Consider the following 24,129-nt stretch of genomic DNA (forward strand, 5'->3'; position numbering starts at 1 on the left):
AAATCAGTAAATTGTTTATAAAGAGTTACAAAGGAATGTTGATTGGTAAACATTCATATAAAAAAACAAAACCCAATTTGAATTGAAATTTCTTTTAACCATAGGAAGTTTAGGGCTTTTTTATCTTGACCTCGTTTCTGACAAAAAATGAAGCGGTGTTTTATTAATCTAATATTCGCTATTGTTATAACTTATGCTGTTCGTATTTGTGTTTTTTCTCTATTTGCCAATTTGAATTTGTAATTTCATTGGTTAATCGTTTTAATAGCCGTTGACAACAACGGCGAGTATTTAAATTAATAGTGTCTATGAATCCAGCGACTGACCCAAATCAAATATTAAAGCTCTGGTTTTTTCGTTTTGTAAAAACTGGGTTGTTTTTGTCTATCGTTTTGGCGTTTTATTTAGTTTATTTAGATGCTTGGGTTCAAGAGCGGATGGCCGGACCGAAGTGGCAAACACCGGTTAAAGTTTTTGCCCGTCCACTCAATTTGTACCCACATTATTTCCTCCCTAAAAAAGAACTCATAGAAGAACTAGAATTACTGGGTTATCAACAAACTAAGGCGTTGATTAAGCCTGGGCAATTCAGTGTTAAAACTAACTATGTTGAAATATATCGCCGCCATTTTGTTTACGCTGAGGGTGAACTTGATGCAAAAAAGATTAGAGTAGGGTTTGAAAAAGACCGTATCGCACAAGTCGCTAGTTTTGTTGATACAACTTGGCAAGTGACACCAATTGAGCTACTTGACCCTGTACTAATATCTCGTCAAACCCACGGAACTAACGAAGATCGTGAAATTGTCGACCTATCCTTGGTCCCAGAATGGATGGTTGATACGTTACTTGTTGTCGAAGATCGTAATTTTTATCATCATTATGGGGTATCACCTAGTGCCATCGCCCGGGCATTGTGGGCGAATTTAATGGCCGGTCGAAAAGTGCAAGGTGGTAGCACGTTGACTCAGCAACTGGCCAAAAATTTACTGCTTAATGACAACCGCAAAACTTACTTAAGAAAAATAAAAGAAGCGTTTATTGCGCTGATTTTGGATTATCGATTTAGTAAGGACGCTATTTTAGAGGCGTATTTTAACGAAATATATTTAGGTCAGGATGGTGGCAGAGCCATCCACGGGTTTGCGCTAGCCAGCAAATATTACTTCAATAAATTATTAGTAAATTTGAGCCCTGAACAGTTTGCATTGTTGACGGCTATGGTCAAAGGACCCTCTTATTATAGTCCGACAAAACATGTTGACCGGACAAGACAGCGTCGTGATCTTGTTTTGCAATTGATGGTATCTGAAAATGTCATTACTCGAGACGAGTATCAGCTATATGTCAGTTCTCCAATGGAAGTTGATTTGCAAAAAAGGCAGGGTAAAAGTCGTTTTCCTTCGTATATTCAGTTAGTTGAACGTGAATTAAAAGCCTTGGATTTGCAGTATCAAAATGAACGAGGATTATTGGTTTTTACGGGTTTAGATCCAGTACTTCAAAAAAACTATCAGAAGCATTTTGGTCAATCAGTTAAAAAGCTACAGACCACTCATAAGCTTAAAGACGTCAATGGCGCTGTGGTTAGTATCAGTTTAGAAGACGGCAGTATAAGCGCATTAATTGGTGACAAAAATCCACATGCTTATGGATTTAATCGAGCTTTGGATGCCAATCGAAATATCGGTTCGTTGATTAAGCCTGCAGTGTATTTGGCTGGTTTACGTAGTGGCAAGTTTCATTTGGGCAGTCAATTATCCAATATGCCAATCTCGATGGAAAATAAACAAGGCCAAACCTGGCAGCCTGAAAACTACGATAAAAAAAGCTCCGAAACTATCATGTTACATGATGCATTGAGTCAGTCGGTTAATTTGGCAACCGTGCATTTAGGGATGGATGTTGGCTTGAATAAGATAATCGATACGTTACATGATTTAGGGGTAAATCGAAACATACCTCGCTACCCAAGTTTAATGCTAGGGGCCATTTCAATGTCTCCAGTTGAAGTTGCAAGCATGTTTTTACCGATTGCTAATTTCGGACAAAAACAGGCTGTTTCAGCGATAACAAAGGTGACAGATAAGACGGGTTTTGTTTTGTGGCAGAAAGATGTAGAGCGAAAACAGGTGGTAGATTATGCGTCGAGTTATGAGCTTGGATTTGCATTAAATAGCGTGACAAAAACAGGCACGGCTATGCGACTAGGTAAATATTATCCTAAGGTTAGTTATGGTGGAAAGACAGGTACGACTGACGACTTAAGGGATAGTTGGTTTGTTGGTTTTGATCAAAACAAGGTTACGTCTATATGGGTTGGTAAAGATGACAACTCGCCGGTGGAGTTAACCGGAAGTCGAGGCGCTTTGTCGATATTTATTGCGCTACAACAAGCAAGACAGGCCGAGAGTGTATTAAAGCCGCAACCTAACGATATTGAAATGCGATTTGTTGATAAAACAAATGGCGAGATCCTGTCCGGTGAGTGTGGTGAAAATATTGCTTTGCCAATTAATACCAACAAAATTGGCCTAGTAACAGAATGCCCATCTATTTTTGATTGGTTTTAATCAGTAAAAATTCAGTGGGTATGAGCACAACCCACTGAATCAATAGATACTTTGATGACGCTGAGTTGTTAAAGTTGACTAAACGCTTCACCAACAGCTGCAATAGTTTTATCTAACTGAGCTTGAGTGTGGGCAATAGATACAAAGCCAGCTTCAAATGCTGACGGCGCCAAATACACGCCATTGTCCAAACATAGATGGAAAAACTTTTTAAATCGTTCTGCGTCACACAATTTTACGTCAGCAAATGATTCAACTTTTTCAGCATCGGTAAAAAACAAACCAAACATGCCGCCAACTTGGGAAGTTGTAAGGGGTATCCCATGTTTAATAGCTTGTTGCTTAATGCCATCTAACAAATAGGTCGTTTTGTCAGCTAACGCCTGATGAAATCCTTCAACTTCCAATTCTTTTAATGCGGCTAATCCGGCTGCCATTGCGACAGGGTTCCCCGATAATGTCCCGGCTTGATAGACTGGACCGTCTGGTGCTAAATGCGCCATAATCTCGCGTTTACCACCAAAAGCGCCAACTGGCATACCGCCTCCAATGACTTTACCAAGGGTTGTTAAATCAGGTACAACATTAAACAATGTTTGTGCACTGCCTTTGTGGACCCTAAACCCAGTCATTACTTCATCAAAAATCAGCACGGCTTCATATTCGTCACAGATGTCACGTAAACCTTGTAAAAATCCGTCTTTTGGTGGAATGCAATTCATATTACCGGCAACAGGTTCGACAATAATACAGGCGATGTCAGAGCCATGTTCTTTAAACAAAGCACGTACAGAATCTAAATTATTAAACTCTGCGGTTAATGTATGTTCAGCGACAACTTTAGGCACACCCGGAGAACTTGGAACGCCCATTGTGAGCGCGCCAGAACCGGCATTAACCAGTAACGAGTCTGCATGGCCGTGGTAACAACCTTCAAATTTAAGTAATTTGTCTTTGCCAGTAAAACCACGAGCTAAACGAATTGCACTCATTGTCGCTTCAGTACCTGAGTTAACCATCCGCACTTTTTCAACGTTTGGTAGAAACTCTGTTACTTTTTCTGCCATAGTCACTTCGATCTCTGTGGGTGCACCAAAGCTCAAACCATTTTCAACGGCAGTTAAAACAGCTTGTTTAATTGCGGGGTGATTGTGACCTAAGATCATTGGGCCCCAAGAGCCTACGTAGTCAATGTATTCATTGCCATCGACATCCCAAGCTAATGCGCCGTCAGCTTTGGCAAAAAAGATTGGTGTGCCGCCAACGCCGTTAAATGCACGAACCGGTGAGTTCACCCCACCTGGGATATGAGATTTAGCTTGTTCAAATAATTCTGAAGATCGAGTCATAATGGATTCTGCTATTTTAATTACGTGGAGTTATTTCGACGATACCCAAGGTACGTCACACTGATATTTATCAACTTTTTCTGCAACCCCTAAGGTCATTGCAAAAAGGGCCATACGTATTAATACGCCGTTGTCAGCCTGGCGGAAAATCGCCAAATTAGGATTTTGATTTAAATCGTTATCGAGTTCATTTGCGTCTGAACGCGAATCTCTAGGCAGAGGATGCATGATAACCGTATTCGATTTGCAATATTTAGTATAAATCTCATTGTTTAACCTAAATTGACCACGGTATTTATTCGCTTCATCTTGAGATTCAAATCGCTCTTCCTGAATGCGCGTTTGGTAAACGATATCTGCATCGATATTTTGTTCCATTTTATCGCTAATTGTCACCTTGTGACCTGCATTTTCAAGGGCACTAACGACATAATCTGGCATTGCTAATTCTGAGGGGGACACTAAGCTCAAGTGAATGTTTTTGTACATAGCTAGAAGTTTTGAAAGAGAATGGACCGTACGACCATTTTTTAAGTCACCGACCATAGCGATGTGCATGCCATCAATTTTTTGTTCAAAAGCGGCTAGTTCTTTGTCTATTGTGTAAAGGTCTAACAGCGCTTGTGTCGGGTGTTCATTTGCTCCGTCGCCGCCGTTTATAACCGGGACTCGGCTGCCCTCTGCAAATTCAGCAACAGAACCCGTATCTGGGTGACGCATTGCAATGACATCACTATAACTACTCACGACACGGGCAGTATCGTATAGTGATTCGCCTTTTGCTAATGCCGAAGATTGCATGCCAGTGGTTTCGCGAACTTCACCACCGAGTAAATTAAATGCACAGCCAAAACTCACACGAGTTCGGGTTGAAGGCTCAAAAAACAAATTACCTAATATCGCACCTTCCAGTACCTTAGTACGAACTTTACGGTGAGCGTAAGGCTCCATTTTCTGGGCAATGTTAAAGATATATTCTAAATCTTCTCGTTCGAATTGATTGACCGATAAGATGTGTTGTCCGGTGAAGTTCATATCTTTTTTACTCGTTGGCTGTAAATTGGCGGGATTTTAACAAAGTTCAACCTAAGACAATAGCGAAATTAGCGCCTAATACTAAAATGGTTTTACGACGGCTAAAACAATAATTGCTAGTAGGATCAGGACTGGGACTTCATTAAAAAAGCGATAAAACTTAGAACTCTTTTGATTACGGTCGTGCTTAAAGTCGGCTAAGAGTTTGAAGCAATATCCGTGGTAAATGTAGAGCAAACTGACGAGTAATAACTTGGCGTGTAACCAATGGGCTGATTTGAACCACGCTAAGCCATATTGAAAAATGAGTATTACCCCAAAAATGAATGTCAAAATGGCAAACGGCGTTACAAAATATAGCAATCGTCGTTCCATCACCTTAAACGTATCTGACGTTACTTGGTGTTGATTTTCTGCGTGGTATACAAACAATCGTGGGAGGTAAAAAATTCCTGCGAACCAGGCAACCATAAAAAAGATATGAAAAGCTTTAAACCACAAAATACTCATATCAACGCATTCCTCTTCATCAAAATTAAATGTAATTGCTCCCAGGTCACTATGCCCACGACTTTTTCGCCGCTAATTGAGGTGACTAAAGTAGCGCCGTCGCGTTGATCTTGAAGTAATTCATAGACATGGGCGAGGGTAGAGCGAGTATCGATGGTTTGCATTGGGATGTATTTTACTTTGTCCTGTTTTTTAGAAAAGGACGAATCGAACTCCGCAAGAGAATAGTCGACACCTAAGTCGTGGCGTATAGCGACAACAAGGGATTGCTCAGGCTCGAGTTCACGAATATGGAATCTGACATCTTGCTCATTGACATAATCGATAATTTTTAGATTGCGGTTCAGTTCAGCTAAAACTCCAATCTTTTCAAGCTCATTTGTGGCAGGAGGGGTCTGATACATCAAGCCTTGGAAGTCGAGTTGCTGAAGGAAGATAGATCGATTTTTTAAAAATTGCGCACTTGTCACATAAGCCATAACGATGACTATAATAGCCGGTGTTATGGCACCGGGGTTGGCGGTAAGTTCCATTACAGAAACCAATGCGGCCAATGGGGCGTGTAAAGTCGCTGCCATTAGGCCCGCCATACCAAGTACGGCATAGGTACTCATATATTGGGTGGTAGGGTCTAACGTTATGACCACATTAGCGATGAGCAAACCAATTAACACGCCGATACCAAATATAGGGCCAATGATGCCACCGGGGATACCTAAGCCTATCGCCACCCAAGTTAAGATCACTTTGGAAACGAGCAGTATGACAATTAAGTTTAAATTTGTAGGGTCGACCATCGCTTGATATATGGCGCTTGTACCGTCACCAAATGATTCAGGAATAAAGTATCCAAAGATGGCGGTAATAGTGCCAGCGAGTAGCAGTCGAGGGAACATAGAAACATATCTAAACGCTTTAATGACTCGCATTAAGTTACGATTAAATACAAACGCAACTGCGCCCAATGTCAGTCCTAAAATGATTAACCAAGGATAGTGATAGGACGGTAATATAAATACGCTCAAAAATTCAAATTCAGCTTGGGTGCCAAAGACGGCTTGGGTAATTAGAGAACCTGCTGCCGACGCCAACATGACGGGAATAAAAATATGAATTTTGTATTCACGCAACACCACTTCCATGACGAATATAACCGCCGCGAGCGGCGTGTTAAAAGAGGCAGATATACCAGCGGCGATACCACAAGCTGAAAGCGTTCTAACTGAATTGTGTGGAAGTCGTAACCATTGGCCAAACCAACTGGCGCCGGTTGCCCCTATGTGAACCGCAGGACCTTCTCGTCCAACGGTAAAACCACTTGATAATGCGAGTACGCCACCGACAAATTGGTTGGCAAAATTCCAAAACGGGATATTACCATAATGGGCTTTAATTCGATGTAATACAAAAGGGATCCCTAAACGATAATGCTTGTAGCCTGTGAAGTCGGCAAAAATGGCAATGAGCAAAGCCGCAAAAATAGGTAAGGTCGGAACGATATATTCGAGGATGTCGTCAAATGGTCCTCTAGGATTAAAAAACGACTGGATCCACTCGATAGTTAGGCGAAAAATAACAATAAGAACAGCCGCTGAGCACCCACCAATCAGTCCCAGTATACTAAGCTGGATACTGGTCCTCGGGTAAGCCAGTCGTCTTCGAAGAGCGAAAAGACTGTTTGAAAGCATGTTTTATCCGTAATTAATAACGACACTGTTGTCTTTATTTGGGAGTAAAGTATGCCCTTAAAGGAAAACAGCGCTAGTCAAACGATGAGACAAAAGTGTAACATAAAGTCATGACATATAATCAAATTTATCTTTTATGAATGCGTGGTGGAGTTTCGAAAGTATTAAGAACCGTTTAGGTCGCTTTCAGTTTTTATTATTACTCATCGTTATATTGGCGGCGGTATTTTATGCCGGTTTTCAATTGAGTGGGCAAATTGTTATTTGGCAGAAAAATCAGTTAAATACACAACAGCAAAGACTTACAGGGCTGTATGAGGAGTTAGACCAGAAGATCAGGCAAATAAACTACCTTACAGTTGAAATGGAAGTCGAGCAAAATGCTGCAGTGCAGATGAAACAAGAATTGTTGGGATTAAAAGAAGAATCGCTGCAACTCAGAACTGAGCTCAACTTTTATCAGAAAGTGCTCGCACCTGAGCTGGTCGCAGACGGTTTAGCTATTGAACAGTTTGACATAGAATCGACGAATCGAATTAATCACTACAAATTTAAGTTCGCATTAGTGCAAACGGATACACGCAAGCGAAATGCCAAAGGGTATATTAAATTAAATATAGTAGGCATTGAAGATGGACAAACTAGAACGTTGGATTTAGCTAAAATGTCAAATCTAGCATCTGAGCAATTACGTTTTAGTTTCCACTATTTTCAATATTTTGAAGGTGAGTTTGAGCTCAAAGAAGGGTTCATTCCAGAAGACATTGAAATCAAAGTGGTTCAGCCCAAAACAAAATGGCAGCCATATAAATCGTTTAATGAAAAGTTGGAATGGCCTGAACTAAGCTCCTAATTCCTTTAGTAATAATCTCATATCTTCAGTTGGCGTAGCGAACCGTTTTAATGTTTGCACTGCCTTCTGAACCTCGCCCAACGTTTTTAAAATACGAGCGTAATTAATAACGACTTGGGGATTCTTTGGTTGTTGCAAATAAGCTTGTTCTGCAAATACAAGGGCGTTTTTAGGCTTGTTGGTAGACAAGTATAACCATGCCAAATTATTTGATATTTGCCAGTGTTGTAAGATAAAACGACGAGATTGGGGGACATCAAGTATCGCAATTGCGGCTTTTGGGGCATTTTGAATTAACCAATTAGATACCATCGCCCGGGCATTGTGATCATTGGGTGATTGTCGGAAGTAATGATGCGCAATGATAACAAGATGGTCAAAGTGACCTTGTTGTTTTGCCGCGGTCGCTAATTCAATCATCGCACTTCGTGTAGGGTATTGATTAAAATAGTTTGCCACTTTTAGCAGACCAACTGACGTTTTACCCTGTTCAATTAACAATTTACCTTTTAACCACATTAGAGCGGGTAATGGTGGTTTTTCACTTAATTGTGTAATTAAAAACTCTGCAGTTGCTAAATCACCGGTATAAAGCAATGCATTTGCCTTAGCGTATTGAATGTTATTGCTCGATTTTGAATGGGATTCAAGCCAAGAGATATAGGTCAAGATTAGATCGTATTGGCGCTGATCTTCAATTAGTGAAATGACATAAAGGTATGTTTCTTCGGCAGGAAAACGATTAGAGAAAAGATACAAGTCATCCTTTAAATCCAATTGGTTAGTGGCAATTTGGGCACGGAGCCATATCTGCCAAATTTCCAAAGTCCAATCGGTAATTTCGATATTTGACTTTATTAATTCGCGAAGTTTGTCGTACTGACCATCTTGATATAGATATTGAGTTATCGCTATGATCGCTGGCATGGCATCGCCGTTGAAATTTATACTGGCCATTAATTGCTTAGTACTAATCGCATTGTTATCGTTTGCTTTGAGTTTCAATAATCCGGTTATGGCTTTCTTATGATTAGGTTTTAATTGTAGTGCCTGTTCAAAATAGTGTTTTGCAGTTGAACTATCTTTATCGTCAAGGGCTTTATATCCTAGGTGAAGTAAAGCAGGAACATTTTTGGGTTGCAGTTGCAATGAATGGCGTAGCCATTTTGCAGCCAGGTCGAATTGCTTGTTTTGCTGGTGTAAAAGTGCGATGACATTCACGGCTAGTACGTTGTTTTTATCATCTAAGTGCCAATCAATCGCTTGTTTCATGGCATCGTCGTATTTACCTTGGTCAGCGAGACTTAAAATATGCGCCATTTTGATCGTGACGTTATCTTTTTGTTCTTGTGCTAATCCCTGAATGATTTCTAAGCCATGCTTATTACCAGCGTTAAGTTGCAAAATACCTTGTTTGAGTTTAAGCATGGGGTTAGAAACAGGGGCAAATTGTAATTTTTCGAGTAATTCGTTTGCCGTTTGAAGCTGTTTTTTCGCTATAAGCTGATCAACAAGTAAATTGCCTAAATGAAATTCGGAATCGGTATCCACGTTAATTTCGTTATATTTTGCAACAGCGTCATTCAGCAACCCTAAATTTAACTGGACCCAACTAAACACACGCAAAAATCCCTGGTGATTTGCAAACTCATCCTGAAGACGTTCTAAATGGTTAAAAGCCACTTCAAACTGTTCCAAATTCGCAGCCGCAATACCCGCCATTAACGCATTCGTCGAATTTGCTAGGCCATTTTGGATTGACAATTCGGCATGAAATTTAGTTAATTCAAAATTACTTTGTCGATAGAAAATAAGCGCCTGAAGATGATTGGACAGCGGTTGCTCTGGATTTTGCTTTAAAAGTACCGCAACGTGCTTTTGCATTAGCTCATATTTATCAAGATGTTGTGCTGTTAAGGCTAGCAGGAAGTGTACATAGGTTGCCGTTGGGTTTAGGGTCAGATAGGTACTGTAATCTCGATAGGCGTCGTTGTATTTGGCATTCGACGCATGAATTTGCCCGCGCAATAACCAAGCCGCTTTATAGTCTGGTTCTGACAATATCAGCTTAGAAATTGTTTCAACTGCCGATTGAGGGTCCGTCTCTGAATTGACAAATGCTTGCGTATATTGACCAAGAGGTGATGCTAACGTTTCCGTCGTCAACTGAGATAGAAGAGCTCTGGCATTTTTGGGTTCATTGGATTTTTGGGCGAGTAAAACTTGGTAGAGCGACAATAGTGGATCTGTGTCTACGTTTTTACCGAGGTATTTGGCAATTAAGTCCGCCAAAGAAACTAAGTTGGCCTCCTCAAAATAATACTGTGAAAGTGCTTTAATTGCTTCGACTTGGAAACGCGGGCTATCAGTAATATCGACCCAAAATCTCTCGGCGTTTTCTTGCTTTCCTACGCTATCGTATGATTTGGCTAAAAGGTATTTGGCCTGGTCTAAATCAACATTAGTTTCTGCATTGTAGAGTGATATGACATTTTTTAAGTGGATGATGGCCTGAGCATATTCTTTTTGCTGGAATTTATTTTGGCCCACCTCCAAGTGTTCGTTGGGAGTACGTGTGGGTGAACATGCAGTAAGTAACCCAGAATTAAAAGTTACGAGTAAAACCCAAATGCAAAATTTATTTGCCATACAATAATCAACTTACAATAGGAGTACAAAAAAAGGCGACAGAGTCGCCTTTTATACATCAATTCCAAATATTTGTAAAAATTGGTCTAACCGCGTAGCGACTTTCTTCTACGCCATAATAATGCAGCGCCAAATAGACCAACTAGGAATGTTGCATTTGGTTCATGGACATCTGTCGTGCCACCACCGTTGCCGTCACCACCACCATTGTCGCTGACCATATAGCTTAAATTAAACTGCCAACCGTCTGTGCTATTACCTAACCAGTTCCAAGTCCAGCCTTCAACAAGACCTTCAACCCAATCACCAAAGTCAAAAGTGCTAGCATCTTCCACAACTACACCGTCATAAATTAAGTCACCGCTTACTTCGATATACGTAAATGATTCACCTTCGATATCTGACAGATCTAATGGGGCTTGGAATGCAATATCAAAATCAAAAAGCCCAAGGAAAGACAGGTCACCATCAACTATAATTTTGTCATTAATAAAGACACCATTGTCTTCAGCAATCTCCATGGCTAACGTAAGTGCTGTCCATTCAGAGTCACCTTCAAATGTCAGAGTACCTGGACTGTTGCCTGGATTAATTGTGGAGTCTGAAATTTCGGTAGCGCCTTTGAATGTGCCATCACCAGAAATTGTTTGGCCTGCTAAGGTCAGAATAAAATCGTCACCCACTTCGATGATACCGTTGTTGTATATGCGACCCATGTCGTTTACAGAACCGCCACTGGTAAAGGTTCCTGAGATAGAACCATCACCTAAGAAGGTTATTTTTTTGCCTTCGTTATTGGTAATTTTTAGTTTGTTTGTAATAACACTTTCGTTTTGAACTTGAATGTCGCCATTGTTAACAAAGTTGTAATTATTACTCAATTCACCATCTATATTGAGGTTTCCGTTTAATGTTGTATCGGTCGTAGTGAGATATTCGCCCTCAATGCCATAATTCGAAAACGTTTCATTATTTATTAGATTGCTAAAACTATAATCGTCTAAGTCAGCAAAGTAATCACCCGTTACGTCACCAGATTCATCAACCGAAGATATTGTTTTAATAGAAGCTTTGTTACCAACCGCTTGATTCGTTAACAAAACACTATTTTGTTCTGAGAAGTTTACTCGTACATCGTTATCGACAAATGTCGCGACTACATTGGCGCTGTCAATTGGGCCTGAGACAAACAATGCATCTGAGTTATTTTCAATCGTTGCGCTAGCTTCAACTGAGCTATCCCAAAAGACTTTGTCATCGCCATTTCCGCCGTTGACGAGATCGCCATCGCCAGCAATAAAGGTATCGTCGCCACCTTCACCAATTAATTCATCAGCACCTTCGCCACCGTCTAAATAGTCGTCACCACTGCCACCTTTCAAAGAGTCGACACCTTTACCGCCATATAAGATGTCATTGTCAGCTAAACCTTTAAGCGTGTCGTTTCCGTCGCCGCCATATAAAGTATCGTTGCCGTCATCACCTTCTAATTCATCGTTTCCAGATTCACCGTAAAGGGTATCGTCGCCATCATCGCCACGCAGTCTGTCGTTGTCGTCGCCACCCCAAATATTGTCGTTTCCATCACGACCACGAATATTATCTTCGCCAGAATCACCATAAAGGAAATCTGCGCCAGCACCACCGTCAATTACGTCATCGCCAGCATCGCCATGAATTGTATCTATGCCGTCACCACCGTCTATTTCATCATCGTCGTTACCACCGCTAATAATGTCATTGCCAGCATTACCAAAAATAGTGTCTTCACCGTCACCACCGTTAATAATGTCGTTGCCTGCAACACCGGTAACGTCAGGATTTGAATATAAGTCTGCAATGGTATCTGAATTAGCTGTGAAGTCTTCATCGCCATAAATGGTATCATCACCACCTTGACCATTAATAATGTCAGAGCCATTTCCACCATAGATTTCATTTTCGTTGTCATCACCACTAAGGGTGTCACCAAAAACAGAGCCAATTAAGTCTTCAAATCCAGAAATAGTGTCAAACCCATTCAGGCCTGTATCTTGTGAAGTTTCATCTGCTAAATCAATCATGACGGCATTATCGCTATGCGCATAAGATAATGTATCTGTGCCGGCTCCACCCTCAACAACATCGTTACCTGTACTGCCTTTTACGAAGTCGTTACCGCCACTGGCATCGATGATGTCGTTCCCTGCGCCACCATCTAATATATTGAGTTTACTATCGCCAATTATTGTATCGTCAAATTCTGAACCTTCGACAAGTTCAATGTTTGTAACGGAATCTGTTTTTGAGTTTGCCGCATTCGTCGCAGAGCCAGTTTGTAAATTTACATCAATGGCATGGCTCAATTCTTCATAGGATAACTTGTCATAGTTGCCTATTCCGCCGTCAATATCATCATTACCGTCACTGCCAATAATCAAATCTTGACCATTGCCACCACTAACAATGTCGTTGCCATTGCCGCCATTAAGCACATCGTCAGCATCTTGACCATATAATTCGTCGTCGCCGTCATCACCAAAAAGGGTATCTTTGCTATTACCACCTTTCAAAATATCGTTGCCATCACCGCCAACTAAGGTATCAGCTCCACCGTCGCCATTAAGTTCATCATCACCGTCATTGCCGTATAAAATGTCTGAGCCGCCTTTACCACTAATGGTATCATTGCCACCTAGACCATTAATTTCATCATCGCCACTATTGCCATTAAGCGTGTCGGCATTCTCAGTTCCATTTACGACGGGATTTGCGGCAGCCAAAGTGGTAGTCGGGAGCAATAACGTCCCAAGCAAAAGAGTTTTGAATACAAATTTCGAGTTTTTAGGTAAGATCACAACAACTATTCCTTACGGATTTCTAACCATTAATACATTTACGAGATACATTACGTTTTATACTAGAAATACTGCAAAAAACATACCTTAAATTTTGAATCCTTTAATAATCAAGGTTATATCCATTCTTACTGAAAAAGTGAAGTTGGTTTGTAAAAAATACTGACACATAATCGGTAATATCATGACACAAACAAGAAAAACTCTTGTTTGTGTCTATGCCTGACTTGGTAAAGCGGATGGTGCCCAATACCGCGCTAATCAGTGTTTTTCCCTCGTCCAATTTAAACTATCTTTATTATGCTTTCTGGTTCTCTTGAATACTTGATTAAATTTGTCAGGTATTAGATAATCAGCGCCCTTAATAACAGAGGTTTTAGTAATGACAGAAATGGTATCCGCAACTGATTTGGCCCAAGACGCACCTGAATTACCAATTCAGTTTTCTGACGCGGCAGCGGCAAAAGTAAAAGTGTTAGTTGAGGAAGAAGAAAATCCTGAATTGAAGCTACGTGTTTATGTAACCGGTGGTGGTTGTTCTGGGTTCCAATATGGATTTACTTTTGATGAAGCTGTAAACCCAGGTGACACTGAAGTTGTTAAACAAGGTGTTTCTATGGTGATTGATCCAATGAGCCTACAATATTTAGTTGGCGGTATTGTCGATTACACAGAAGGTTTAGAGGGTTCTCGATTTTTTGTTAACAATCCAAACGCATCGACAACGTGCGGTTGTGGCGCTAGTTTCAGCGTTTAATCTTAATTGTAAAAAAAAGAGACACAAGATATTACAAAAAATGACCAATAAGTTGGTCATTTTTTATTATGTAGCCTATTTTTGTTGAGTTTGTTGCCATAGAATGGGGCCAGCCACTATTCTTTAGTTCAAATTTAGGAAAAATATGAGCGCTACAAATAACGCCCCAGGATTATTCGAAAGAAAGCCTTACATTCTCGCCATGATACTTACTGTCATTCTCGTGGGTTGGATGGCATCAGGTAGCTTGCAAAGCAAAGAAGTCGCTGCCAAAAACGAATCTAAACATGAAACCAAGTTGCCTAAGGTTGAAGTCACTTCATTTGAAGCCTCGTCTATTAGCCGCAGCATCGAGTTGTATGGTCGTACAGAACCCGAACGTAGCCTTAAACTAAGCGCCGAACTAGATGGTCGCGTAGCTGAGATTTTAGTGATTGAAGGGCAAAGCGTTAAGAAGGGGCAGGCAATTGTTAAACTCGCAATCGATGACCGAATTGAACAAATAGAATTTGCCAAAGCGGTCGTTGAACAACGTGAGATCGAATATGCCGGCATGAAGTCTTTATCTGAGAAAGGACTTCAGGGACAATCACTTCTCGCACAGGCCAAAGCCGCTCTAGTCTCTGCAAAAGCCAACCTAAGACAAAGCGAAATCATGCTTGAGAAAAGCACAATTCGCGCTCCATATTCAGGCGTATTGGACGAGCAAAACATTGAGCTAGGCAGTTTTGTAAACAAGGGCCAAGTGATGTTTACTCTGATTGACTTAAATCCACTTATTGTTTCAGCCAATGTAACTGAATCTCATATCGCCAATTTGAATCTTGATACTAAAGTTGTGGTGAAAATGGTGGATGGGTCTACCGTTAAAGGACGCATGAGCTATCTAGCAAGCGTGTCGGATAAAGGGACCAATACGTTTCCAGTTGAAATCGAAATAGACAATCCTAATCAGCGTTTACGAGCCGGTGTCAGTACCGAAATTTCATTATTGTTTGACAATGAATTAGCAATAAAAGTCACGCCAGCGCTGTTGTCACTTGACCAGTTGGGTAACTTGGGGGTGAAGACGGTAGAAGATGGTGTCGTAAAATTTAATCCCATTGATTTAATTAAAGCAGACAAAGATGGAGTGTGGTTAGGTGGGTTTAAAGCTAAAACTGACGTAATAACGCTTGGGCAAGGATTTGTAAAAATTGGCGACAAAGTCAATGTAAGTTACAAGCAACTATAGGCAGGGACGCAATATGTTAGGTGTTATCGACGCGGCCTTAGACCGCACTCGCACCGTTTTAATGCTCTTCATTTTGTTGATCATTTCCGGTTCAGTAACCTATTCAAACATTCCTAAAGAGTCCAATCCGGATATAACTATTCCTATTATTTACGTTTCGATTGTCCATGACGGCATTTCGCCAGAAGATGCGGAACGAATGTTAATCAGACCAATGGAAAATGAGCTTAGGTCTTTAGAAGGAGTCAAAGAAATGACCTCCAATGCCAGTGAAGGTCATGCCTCTGTTCAACTTGAATTTATCGCCGGTTTTGATTCAAAAGAAGCGCTAGCCGATGTGCGCGACAAAGTGACAATCGCCAAAGCAAAACTGCCATCAGAAACCGAAGAGCCGGTAATCAAGCAAGTGAGTATGGCCGACGAACAGCCTGTGATAACAGTTGTACTTTCAGGGCCGGTACCGGAACGTGGTTTAGTCACTATTGCTCGGGAACTTAAAGATGTAATTGAAGGACTTAAGGAAGTTTTAGAAGTTGAAGTCGGTGGTGACCGCGAAGATATTGTTGAAATCGTTGTTGACCCACTTTTGATGGAAAGTTACGGCCTTGATCAAGGTGACATCTTTAACTTATTAGATCGAAACAATCGCTTAGTTGCAGCAGGTACATTAGACAATGGCGCAGGTCGATTTGCGGTTAAAGTGCCGTCTGTTTACGAATCAGTAAAAGACGTGTACGACCAACCAATTAAAATTGACGGTGATAAAGTCATAACATTTGGTGACGTTGCTCAAGTCCGCCGCTCTTATAAGGATCCAAATAGTTTTGCTCGATTAAATGCTCACCCCGCGGTGTCACTAGAAATTAAAAAGCGACCAGGTGAAAACATTATTGAAACCATTGAGAAGGTTAAGGATATTGTTGAGCAGGGAAAAGGGTTATGGCCGGAGCATATCGAAGTTACTTATACCGGCGATCAATCAAAAGATGTTAGGCAGATGTTAAAAGATTTGCAGAACAATGTTCTCTCAGCGGTTATCTTGGTTGTTATTGTAATTATTGCCACACTTGGCAGCCGTTCTGCAATATTAGTTGGTATATCAATACCAGGCTCATTTTTGACGGGTATCCTGGTGATATCTTTAATGGGAATGACGGTCAACATGGTTGTTCTTTTTTCATTAATAATGGCCGTGGGTATGTTAGTTGACGGTGCCATAGTGGTGACCGAATTTGCCGATAGGATGATGAGTGAAGGTAAACCACGTAAAGAGGCATATCGAGTGGCATCTAGGCGAATGGCATGGCCAATTATTGCATCTACAGCAACAACCTTAGCCGCTTTTGCGCCGTTAATATTCTGGCCGGGAATGATGGGTGAGTTTATGAAATACTTACCTATTACACTTATTGCTGTGTTAACAGCCTCGCTGTTTATGGCCCTGATCTTTGTTCCCGCCATTGGTTCACTAATCGGTAAAGTTCGACCATTGAGTGACAAGAAAAAACGTCAATTAATACAAGCTGAAGAAGGTGACATAACCAAGCTAGGTGGCTTTACCGGTCGTTATGTTGGCGTTCTGGCGAAGGCAATCGCGCACCCGTTTAAAACGTTGTTGCTCTCTAATGCGATCTCCATTGCAGTGTTTATGGGTTACGGTGCAAGTGGTTTAGGTGTTGAGTTTTTCCCAAATGTTGAGCCTGTTGGCGCGAATATTACAGTACGTTCCCATGGTGATTTGTCGATTCATGAAAAAGACAAAATCATGCAAAAAATAGAACAGCGTTTGGTGGGCCTCGAAGAAATTGAAACCCTTTATGCGCGTACCGGTGGTAGTGATCAAGTTGGCTACATGCGAATGAATTTAGTTGATTGGCAAGTACGCCGAAAGGCGGACAAAATCATTGCCGATGTTTATTCTTTGACGGAAGATATCGCCGGCGTCGAAATTGAAGTCCGCAAAGATGAAAATGGCCCAAGTGGTGGTAAAGCGTTAGTACTCGAACTAAGTTCACGTTTTCCTGGGGAGCTGTCAGATGCCGTACGCACGATTCGGAAGGCACTCGATGAAACAGAGAAATTTATCAATATAAGTGACACCGCAAATAAGGATGGTATCGAATGGCAATTACTTATCGATAGAAGTAATGCCGCGCGTTTTGGCGCAGACGCCACTTTAGTTGGTAGCTCAATTTCGATGATTACAAATGGTTTAAAAATTGGTGAATACCGCCCAGACGATGTTGATGACGAGTTGGATATTCGAGTTCGTTACCCAGAAGAAAAGCGTGATATCGGCCAATTGCAGTCGGTTCGTGTAAAAACCGCATCAGGTCTCGTTCCTGTGAGTAATTTTGTCGAACAAAAAGCCGTTCCAAAAGTTGATGTTATTCGTCGAGTCGATGGCCGACGCGTTGTGCAAATAGCAGCAGATATGGCACCGGGAGTTTTGCTTAGCCAAGAGCTTCCGATGTTGATGGAACAACTACCCAGCTTAAATTTGAGTAAAACCATTAATATTCAAGTTCGTGGTGAAAATGAAGATCAAGCTGAATCGGAAGGTTTCTTACAAAATGCGTTTTTAGTGGCGCTGTTTGTCATGGCGATTATTTTGGTTACTCAGTTCAATAGTTTCTATCAAGCCTTGTTAATTTTAAGCGCTGTTATTTTCTCGACGGTTGGCGTGTTCCTAGGACTGATGATAGTGCAAAAACCGTTTGGTATTGTAATGTCTGGTATCGGTGTTATTTCGTTGGCGGGTATCGTGGTTAATAACAATATTGTATTAATTGATACTTATAATGTTCTGCGTAAAGAGGGCATGCGAGTAGCGGAGGCAATATTAAGAACCGGCGCGCAACGATTACGTCCAGTAATGCTAACCACAGTGACTACGATTTTAGGGTTAATGCCAATGGTATTAGAGGTTAATATTGACTTAATGGATAGGTTAATGGAATTTGGCGGGCCCTCTACCCAGTGGTGGTCTCAGTTGTCCCTGGCTGTTGCTGGTGGATTAGCGTTTTCAACCTTATTGACGTTAGTGTTAACGCCTTGCTTACTAATGATGGGCGAGAATATTAAGCTTTGGTATCGTGGTGTTAGGAAGGTAAGGACTACTGAAATAATAACACCGACTCCTTCTACATAAAGGTATCGCTTGGTATTAAATAGTCTTCAACCCTTATGTAAAAAGAGCAGACAATGTCTGCTCTTTTTTATTTGAGGTGGTGATTTAGTAAATACATCAATCCAAAAAATACTGCCATAACGCCGGTTAAGCCAATAATATAATAAAAGCCCTGCTTACCTTGTTCTATCGTCCAGCCTTTATTTTTTAAATAGAGCCACCAAATAAAACATAAAATAAGTGGCAGTAAAAAAAACAATCTAATCATAATTTTATCGTGAACATCCGTCGATTCGTATTTTGATAGTTAAACACAACTAGTGCCTTTGCATCTACTATTTCGCTCATCGTAGATGAAAATAATGCATGGTTGCATTAGCAATGTCGTATTTTTCGATTAAGTTAACGTTTTGTTGGGACCCAATCTTTTTTAATCAAGTACAAGATACACATAATTGCTGGAATGCCGATAAGCGCGGTCATGGTGAAAAAATGTGTATACCCTAAGCTCTCTAGCCAAACACCGGAAAAACCGCCTAAGAACTTAGGCAAGAGTAACATTGCAGAACTTAACCAGGCATATTGGGTTGCGGTAAATTCTTTATTTGTAATAGAGGATAAAAAACCAATTAGCGCCGCCATTGCAATGCCCGCACTTAAGTTATCGACAGCAATAACCGTTCCTAGCAACAAAAGTGATGGTTCTGACCGAGACAAATAGATAAACAGGATATTCGTCACAGCAGATAGAATGGCACCGCTTAATAATATTTTTAAAATGCCAAAGCGATTAATTAAACCACCGGCAAAGAATGCCCCAAGCAATGTCATAACGACACCAAATGTTTTCGACATTGCCGCAATATCCTGCTTGGTGTAACCCATGTCGATATAGAACACGTTGGCCATGACACCCATGACAATGTCGGAAATACGATATGTGCAAATTAAAATAAGTAAGATCAAAGTTATCCACTTGAAGCGTTCAAATAGGTCGATAACGGGCTGGATTAAAGAGTAGTACAGCTTTTTAATCCAATTTCTCGGTTGAGGCGTTAAGCTCTCAGTTACTTGTATCTCTTCTGGTTCAGGAGATGATAATGTGGCGACAATGCCCACCAACATGACACAAGCAATAGCAAAATAAGCCCATCGCCAACTCGCATACTGGTAAAGCGTGCTGTCTGTTTGAAAATAGGTAGCAAGCAGTAAAGTGCCAGCGGTTGCAACTATCATAGCTAGGCGGTAACCAACCATATAGGAGGCGGCCATTGCGCCTTGTTGGCGCGTTTCACCAGATTCAATTCGAAAGGCGTCAATGACAATGTCTTGGGTGGCGGAACAAAACGCGACAACGAGCGCTGCAACGGCCATTTGAGCAAGATGACTTTGAGGATCAATCATCCCCATAGAAGCAATTGCCATAACGAGGCAGACTTGGCTTAACAATAGCCAGCTTCTTCTACGCCCAAACAATGGTGCTAAAACTGGGAGTGACCACCTATCTACGACAGGCGCCCATGCCCATTTAAAGGCGTAAACCAATGTAATCCAGCTAAAAAATCCTATACTAGAACGCTGAACACCAGCCTCTTCAAGCCAAATAGACAAGGTACTGAAAACTAACATGATGGGGATGCCAGCTGAAAAACCGAGGAAAAAAACTCGAATGACATTAGCTTGCAAATAAACGGAAAATCCGTTTTTTATGGAGTATAAGAGTGACAAAAACAATCGGCCTTTAGGGAATCAACTAAGCCGATTGTTTCTATATATGTGTGTTAAATCAAGCGCTTTATTAATTTACTCATTTTTATGGGCGGATCCCGCAACAAAAGTCGGGATAACGACCACAACCTCGTAAGTAATTAATACAGGTATCTACTTCAGAGCGAAGTTTAGGGCAACCTTTAATCTCACTTGAATTACTGCACACTAATTGGTGCAACAAGTACCAAAAAGCACTTTCTTTTGGCGTCATTTTGACATCATTAGCAGCCACTTGTGACCATTCCTCTAACGTGTCCCAACAATATAAGTTAACCTCACTTGCTGGTAATGATCCCCAAACAAAGGCATCAGCATAATACGATAATTGCCTTGCTTTGTTGTCGATAAATGTAGCTGCGTTTGCCACTATAACTCTCCCGCTTATTGATATTATTTTTAGGGAATTAACAAGTGGTCTTTATTTGACCACCTCCAAATGATTATAGTGGTTATAAATTATTCTGCCAGTACTTCTATTTTATGAATAATAATCGGTTTATCAGGGAAACTCGGCCAACCCAATTCTGGTGACGTGCCGGTTGTAATAGCTTCTATTTTTTCAAAAATGTCTTCACCTAATGTAACACTACCAAATACGGCGTAACCCCAATTTCGGCCTGGGTCTAGGCTTTTATTGTCCCCTAAGTTGAAAAAGAACTGACTGGTACCCGAATGTGGTGCGTATTGCCGAGCCATTGAAATTGTATATTGCTCGTTTTTTAGGCCATTTCCTGATTCGTTCACAATTGGCGGGTATTCAGTAACACTTTCCATTTCAGTGGTGTAACCACCACCTTGTAGAACAAACTGTGGTTCTAGACGATGGAACTGGGTGTTGTTGTAGCGCTCAGCAACGACATAGCTTAGAAAATTGTTCACCGTAATCGGCGCTTTTGCTCTGTCTAATTCAACAATTAGCTCGCCCATATTAGTGATGAACTTTACCTTGGGGTATAGGTTGTCTGGTTGAATATATTCTCCTCTAGGGGCGGCGGCAACATTTGCTATAGACGCCATAAGAAAAACGCAGACTAAGATTTTTTGGATTGTTTTCATTTATATTTCCTATTACACAGATGCCTCAACAGAGTAACAAAATCAGTGGCTTATACCAATGGATGAAGCATATCCTAGGCGACTGAATTAGCCAATGAACGACCTAGAAATCGCACTAGATTGTTTTTCTATTTAAAAGCGCTTGAGGTTAAGTAAAAGGGTAACAATAAAATATTATGATATTCAAATAGCATTCTACTCGTTTTAAATGCTACTCGTGTTTTTCTAAGGTTAGTAATTGTTTTGTGACGTTTTAGTTTATGTAGCTTGTTTTAAGTTAATGATTAATTTAATTTTGTTGAACAATAATTTTAATAACTTTTAGTATCTATTTTATTCGATTACGAAACAGCTTCGTAGTGTATTGAAATACTTAATTTAAATTTTGATAGAAATTACCAAATTAAATAAATGTTAAAAATTGCGCTTTTTAAGCGGAGTTTACAAACACATTTAAATAAAGTAATGTTTTTATTCGATTAAAAATTAAGCAAACCAATAATAAAAATAAATTGTTAAATTATGCAATTCGATGGCGTAGATATAACTAAATTTAAATATCTGATGTGGACGTTAGTATCACGAGCTGGTGATCCTAAGTTGTCGACTTTAGTTCAGCACACCGCAAAAAAAGCGACGTTTTCTGAACGGATGGCAATACTTAAAGGGATTAATCATATTGGTGAGCCCTGCGCACGCGTCTTGGATTTTAGAATTTATTTCTATGAGATGTGTAAGTCTTTCGAATGTAATGGTATTCGTCACTTCCTTGACCCTGAATCAATAGATGTATTTAACGCCCTGCTAGATAAAACAGAGGGCAGATACACACTAGGTGTTTACGAAGAGCTGAGCAATTATGCCAAGCGCCGATATGCTCGCTTACCCGAAAGTGAGAAAGAAACGGGGCCTGCGATTGACACTAAGCTGATCCAATTGAACCGCAGAAAGATCAAAAGCATTAGAGAATGTGGAATAAAACACGACGTTTCTGAAGATGATATCGATATTAATGCGCTAGTAGATAGCATTGAACAGCGGGTGTTAGAGCAACATTATTTAAACAATAACAAATCTGTGTTTTATACCCTTGATAACGGATTAAATAATTTTAAACCGCTCTCGGTATTTTTAAGTGATTCCAATTATACATTTTGGGAGTCGCTACAAATAGATCAGCATTCCTGTGTCGTTAGTGCACTCGTTCTCAAACCGGAGTTTCAAGCGGTTTTATCCCAAAGCCAAAACATTACTAAATTTTATCTCATTAAGAAGTTACTGGTTAACGATCAAACCGATTTTGTCGCAGTGGATTTTACCAAGTTGTCTTTGGTGTTAGCAGAGCACCCAGAATTACAAGACGCGCTCACAAGTGAAGAAGTGCGACTAATTAAAATTGATATTATGTCGACACATATTCGAAGTAATATCGAAGCGCCTTCGGTTTTAAATTCGCAAAATAATATCCGCCTGCAGTCGATCAACAAACCGCCATCTCGAGACGTCACAACATTGTTATCTAGCAGTGACAAATTGCTGTCTGTGAGTGATGTGTCTGATATGTTATGGAACTTAAACTTGTTGAAGCCTTATGCTAAACAAGACAACAGTGAGAGCTTACCTGTTTCACTTCTGCAGTACGTCATAAGACCCCGGATGGCTACTCAAAAAATCAGCGTTGCGGTAAATAATAATAACGACTGCCGAATGGAGGATAGATTCCACTGCAATACTACGTGTATCGTTATTCACCGTAAAACCAAAAAATCATTTGTTGGCAAGACCCTCAACTTCTCAACTAAAGGTTTGGCTGTTAAATTTGACGAGTCGTTAGACTTTAATGCAAACGATGAAGTGCTTGTTACTTTGCCTAGCGTCAGCCGTCGAATGAACCGAACCGTTAAAAACCAAACTTATAGTGTCATTGAAGGCGACGGCACACTGCTGAGATTAAAAGTTGAAGGAGTGGCAAAAGAACATCAAGGACGTCAGTTACTTAGCGATTTTCTTCAACGTTATTGCGGTCAACTTAAAGCCAGCGGCAAAACGGAGGACATTTTAGGGTTAACGCAAGCCTTGCGTTCAGTTGTGAGTGCGAACCATGAAAGCATGCCATTTACCTATGTTATGGATAAGCGTACAAGTTTTATTGAACATTTAGGAGTTGGCAACATATCAATTTCTAACTTAGAGAAAAAAGATTATTTTGATGATTTGCAGCGACTTGCATCAAGTAAGATGTTTGCTGAATATGTAAAAAACCTATATTGGCAGTTATCTGACGAAGTGCCCGAAGTCACAGGTTACATATTATTACTGCCTAGTATCACCACCCGCAGTGGCAAACAACATATGTTTTGGGTTGAAGATTTATTAACATTAGAAAAACAAAAGACTGGTTTTGATTTCATCTCCCAATTAGGGAAAGTTACTAAACCAGCCGTTTTGGCTATCCGGTTATGCCAACCAAAACCATTAAATGATAAATATTTTATCGATGAGTACCATCATTTAGAAAGAGTTCACCCGGTTGCTGTTGATGGCCTGTCTTGTGGCGACGATGCAATAATGGCCTACGGTGAAGTTTCAGAAATAACCGAATTATTCAAAATAGAACAACCTGAATTTGAAGAAGAACTGTTGATAGAAATCTGATAACTAACAGTAAACCTAGCCAAACAGCAACAA

The 24,129-nt window shown here is 40.5% G+C and carries 15 protein-coding genes; 6 read left to right on the plus strand and 9 right to left on the minus strand.

The features are described 5' to 3' along the window. Positions 1-308 precede the first annotated feature (308 nt). The gene (gene mrcB, locus KO525_RS08480) at positions 309-2,573 is read left to right on the plus strand and encodes a penicillin-binding protein 1B (RefSeq protein WP_215963353.1); all 2,265 of its coding nucleotides are present in this window, start codon (positions 309-311) and stop codon (positions 2,571-2,573) included. Between the two features lie 68 nt (positions 2,574-2,641). Here mrcB and hemL read toward each other — a convergent pair whose 3' ends face one another. The 4 genes from hemL to KO525_RS08500 form a co-directional block, all read right to left on the minus strand. Next, positions 2,642-3,922 (minus strand): glutamate-1-semialdehyde 2,1-aminomutase, encoded by a 1,281-nt coding sequence (hemL, locus tag KO525_RS08485; protein ID WP_215963354.1) that lies wholly within the window; start codon positions 3,920-3,922, stop codon positions 2,642-2,644. Between the two features lie 30 nt (positions 3,923-3,952). After that, on the minus strand, positions 3,953-4,957 hold the full coding sequence (locus KO525_RS08490; RefSeq protein WP_215963355.1) for an aspartate carbamoyltransferase: 1,005 nt from the start codon (positions 4,955-4,957) through the stop codon (positions 3,953-3,955). An 81-nt stretch (positions 4,958-5,038) separates the two neighbouring features. Next, positions 5,039-5,467, minus strand: a complete 429-nt coding sequence (gene hemJ / locus KO525_RS08495) for a protoporphyrinogen oxidase HemJ (RefSeq protein ID WP_215963356.1) — start codon at positions 5,465-5,467, stop codon at positions 5,039-5,041. After that, a complete protein-coding gene (locus KO525_RS08500; protein WP_215963357.1) occupies positions 5,464-7,155 on the minus strand; it encodes a chloride channel protein in 1,692 nt (563 codons plus the stop codon). The genes hemJ and KO525_RS08500 overlap by 4 nt, the downstream gene beginning before the upstream one ends. Positions 7,156-7,291: 136 nt before the next feature. On the opposite strand from KO525_RS08500, the gene KO525_RS08505 reads away from it, so the two are divergent. Continuing rightward, positions 7,292-8,008, plus strand: a complete 717-nt coding sequence (locus tag KO525_RS08505) for a DUF6776 family protein (RefSeq protein WP_215963358.1) — start codon at positions 7,292-7,294, stop codon at positions 8,006-8,008. Here KO525_RS08505 and KO525_RS08510 read toward each other — a convergent pair. Together KO525_RS08510 and KO525_RS08515 are read right to left on the minus strand one after the other, a co-directional pair. Then, a complete protein-coding gene (locus KO525_RS08510; protein WP_215963359.1) occupies positions 7,997-10,657 on the minus strand; it encodes a tetratricopeptide repeat protein in 2,661 nt (886 codons plus the stop codon). The genes KO525_RS08505 and KO525_RS08510 overlap by 12 nt on opposite strands. 86 nt (positions 10,658-10,743) lie before the next feature. Further along, complete coding sequence (locus KO525_RS08515) at positions 10,744-13,494, minus strand: calcium-binding protein (RefSeq protein ID WP_215963360.1); 2,751 nt, start codon at positions 13,492-13,494, stop codon at positions 10,744-10,746. Positions 13,495-13,885: 391 nt separating this feature from the next. Here KO525_RS08515 and erpA point away from each other — a divergent pair, with 391 nt between their 5' ends. The 3 genes from erpA (at position 13,886) to KO525_RS08530 (ending at position 18,636) form a co-directional block, all read left to right on the plus strand. Further along, entirely contained in the window at positions 13,886-14,251 is a 366-nt protein-coding gene (gene erpA / locus KO525_RS08520) for an iron-sulfur cluster insertion protein ErpA (RefSeq protein ID WP_215963446.1), read from the plus strand. A gap of 145 nt (positions 14,252-14,396) precedes the next feature. Next, positions 14,397-15,485 (plus strand): efflux RND transporter periplasmic adaptor subunit, encoded by a 1,089-nt coding sequence (locus KO525_RS08525; protein WP_215963361.1) that lies wholly within the window; start codon positions 14,397-14,399, stop codon positions 15,483-15,485. A gap of 13 nt (positions 15,486-15,498) precedes the next feature. Then, positions 15,499-18,636 (plus strand): efflux RND transporter permease subunit, encoded by a 3,138-nt coding sequence (locus KO525_RS08530; RefSeq protein ID WP_215963362.1) that lies wholly within the window; start codon positions 15,499-15,501, stop codon positions 18,634-18,636. Between the two features lie 381 nt (positions 18,637-19,017). Here KO525_RS08530 and KO525_RS08535 read toward each other — a convergent pair whose 3' ends face one another. From KO525_RS08535 to KO525_RS08545, 3 genes are all read right to left on the minus strand, one after another. Then, the gene (locus KO525_RS08535) at positions 19,018-20,349 is read right to left on the minus strand and encodes an MFS transporter (protein ID WP_371744396.1); all 1,332 of its coding nucleotides are present in this window, start codon (positions 20,347-20,349) and stop codon (positions 19,018-19,020) included. Positions 20,350-20,428: 79 nt separating this feature from the next. Continuing rightward, positions 20,429-20,752, minus strand: coding sequence for a hypothetical protein (locus tag KO525_RS08540; protein WP_215963364.1), 324 nt, complete (start codon positions 20,750-20,752; stop codon positions 20,429-20,431). A gap of 89 nt (positions 20,753-20,841) precedes the next feature. Continuing rightward, positions 20,842-21,441 carry a peptidylprolyl isomerase gene (locus tag KO525_RS08545; RefSeq protein WP_215963365.1) on the minus strand — a complete coding sequence of 200 codons (600 nt, stop codon included), beginning with the start codon at positions 21,439-21,441 and terminating at the stop codon, positions 20,842-20,844. Between the two features lie 564 nt (positions 21,442-22,005). Between KO525_RS08545 and KO525_RS08550 the strand changes: the two genes are divergently transcribed. Next, positions 22,006-24,096 (plus strand): hypothetical protein, encoded by a 2,091-nt coding sequence (locus KO525_RS08550; protein WP_215963366.1) that lies wholly within the window; start codon positions 22,006-22,008, stop codon positions 24,094-24,096. Positions 24,097-24,129 lie beyond the last annotated feature (33 nt).

Origin of the sequence: Psychrosphaera sp. B3R10, from assembly GCF_018861025.1 — a bacterium.
In the GTDB taxonomy this organism is placed as follows: Bacteria; Pseudomonadota; Gammaproteobacteria; order Enterobacterales; family Alteromonadaceae; genus Psychrosphaera; species Psychrosphaera algicola.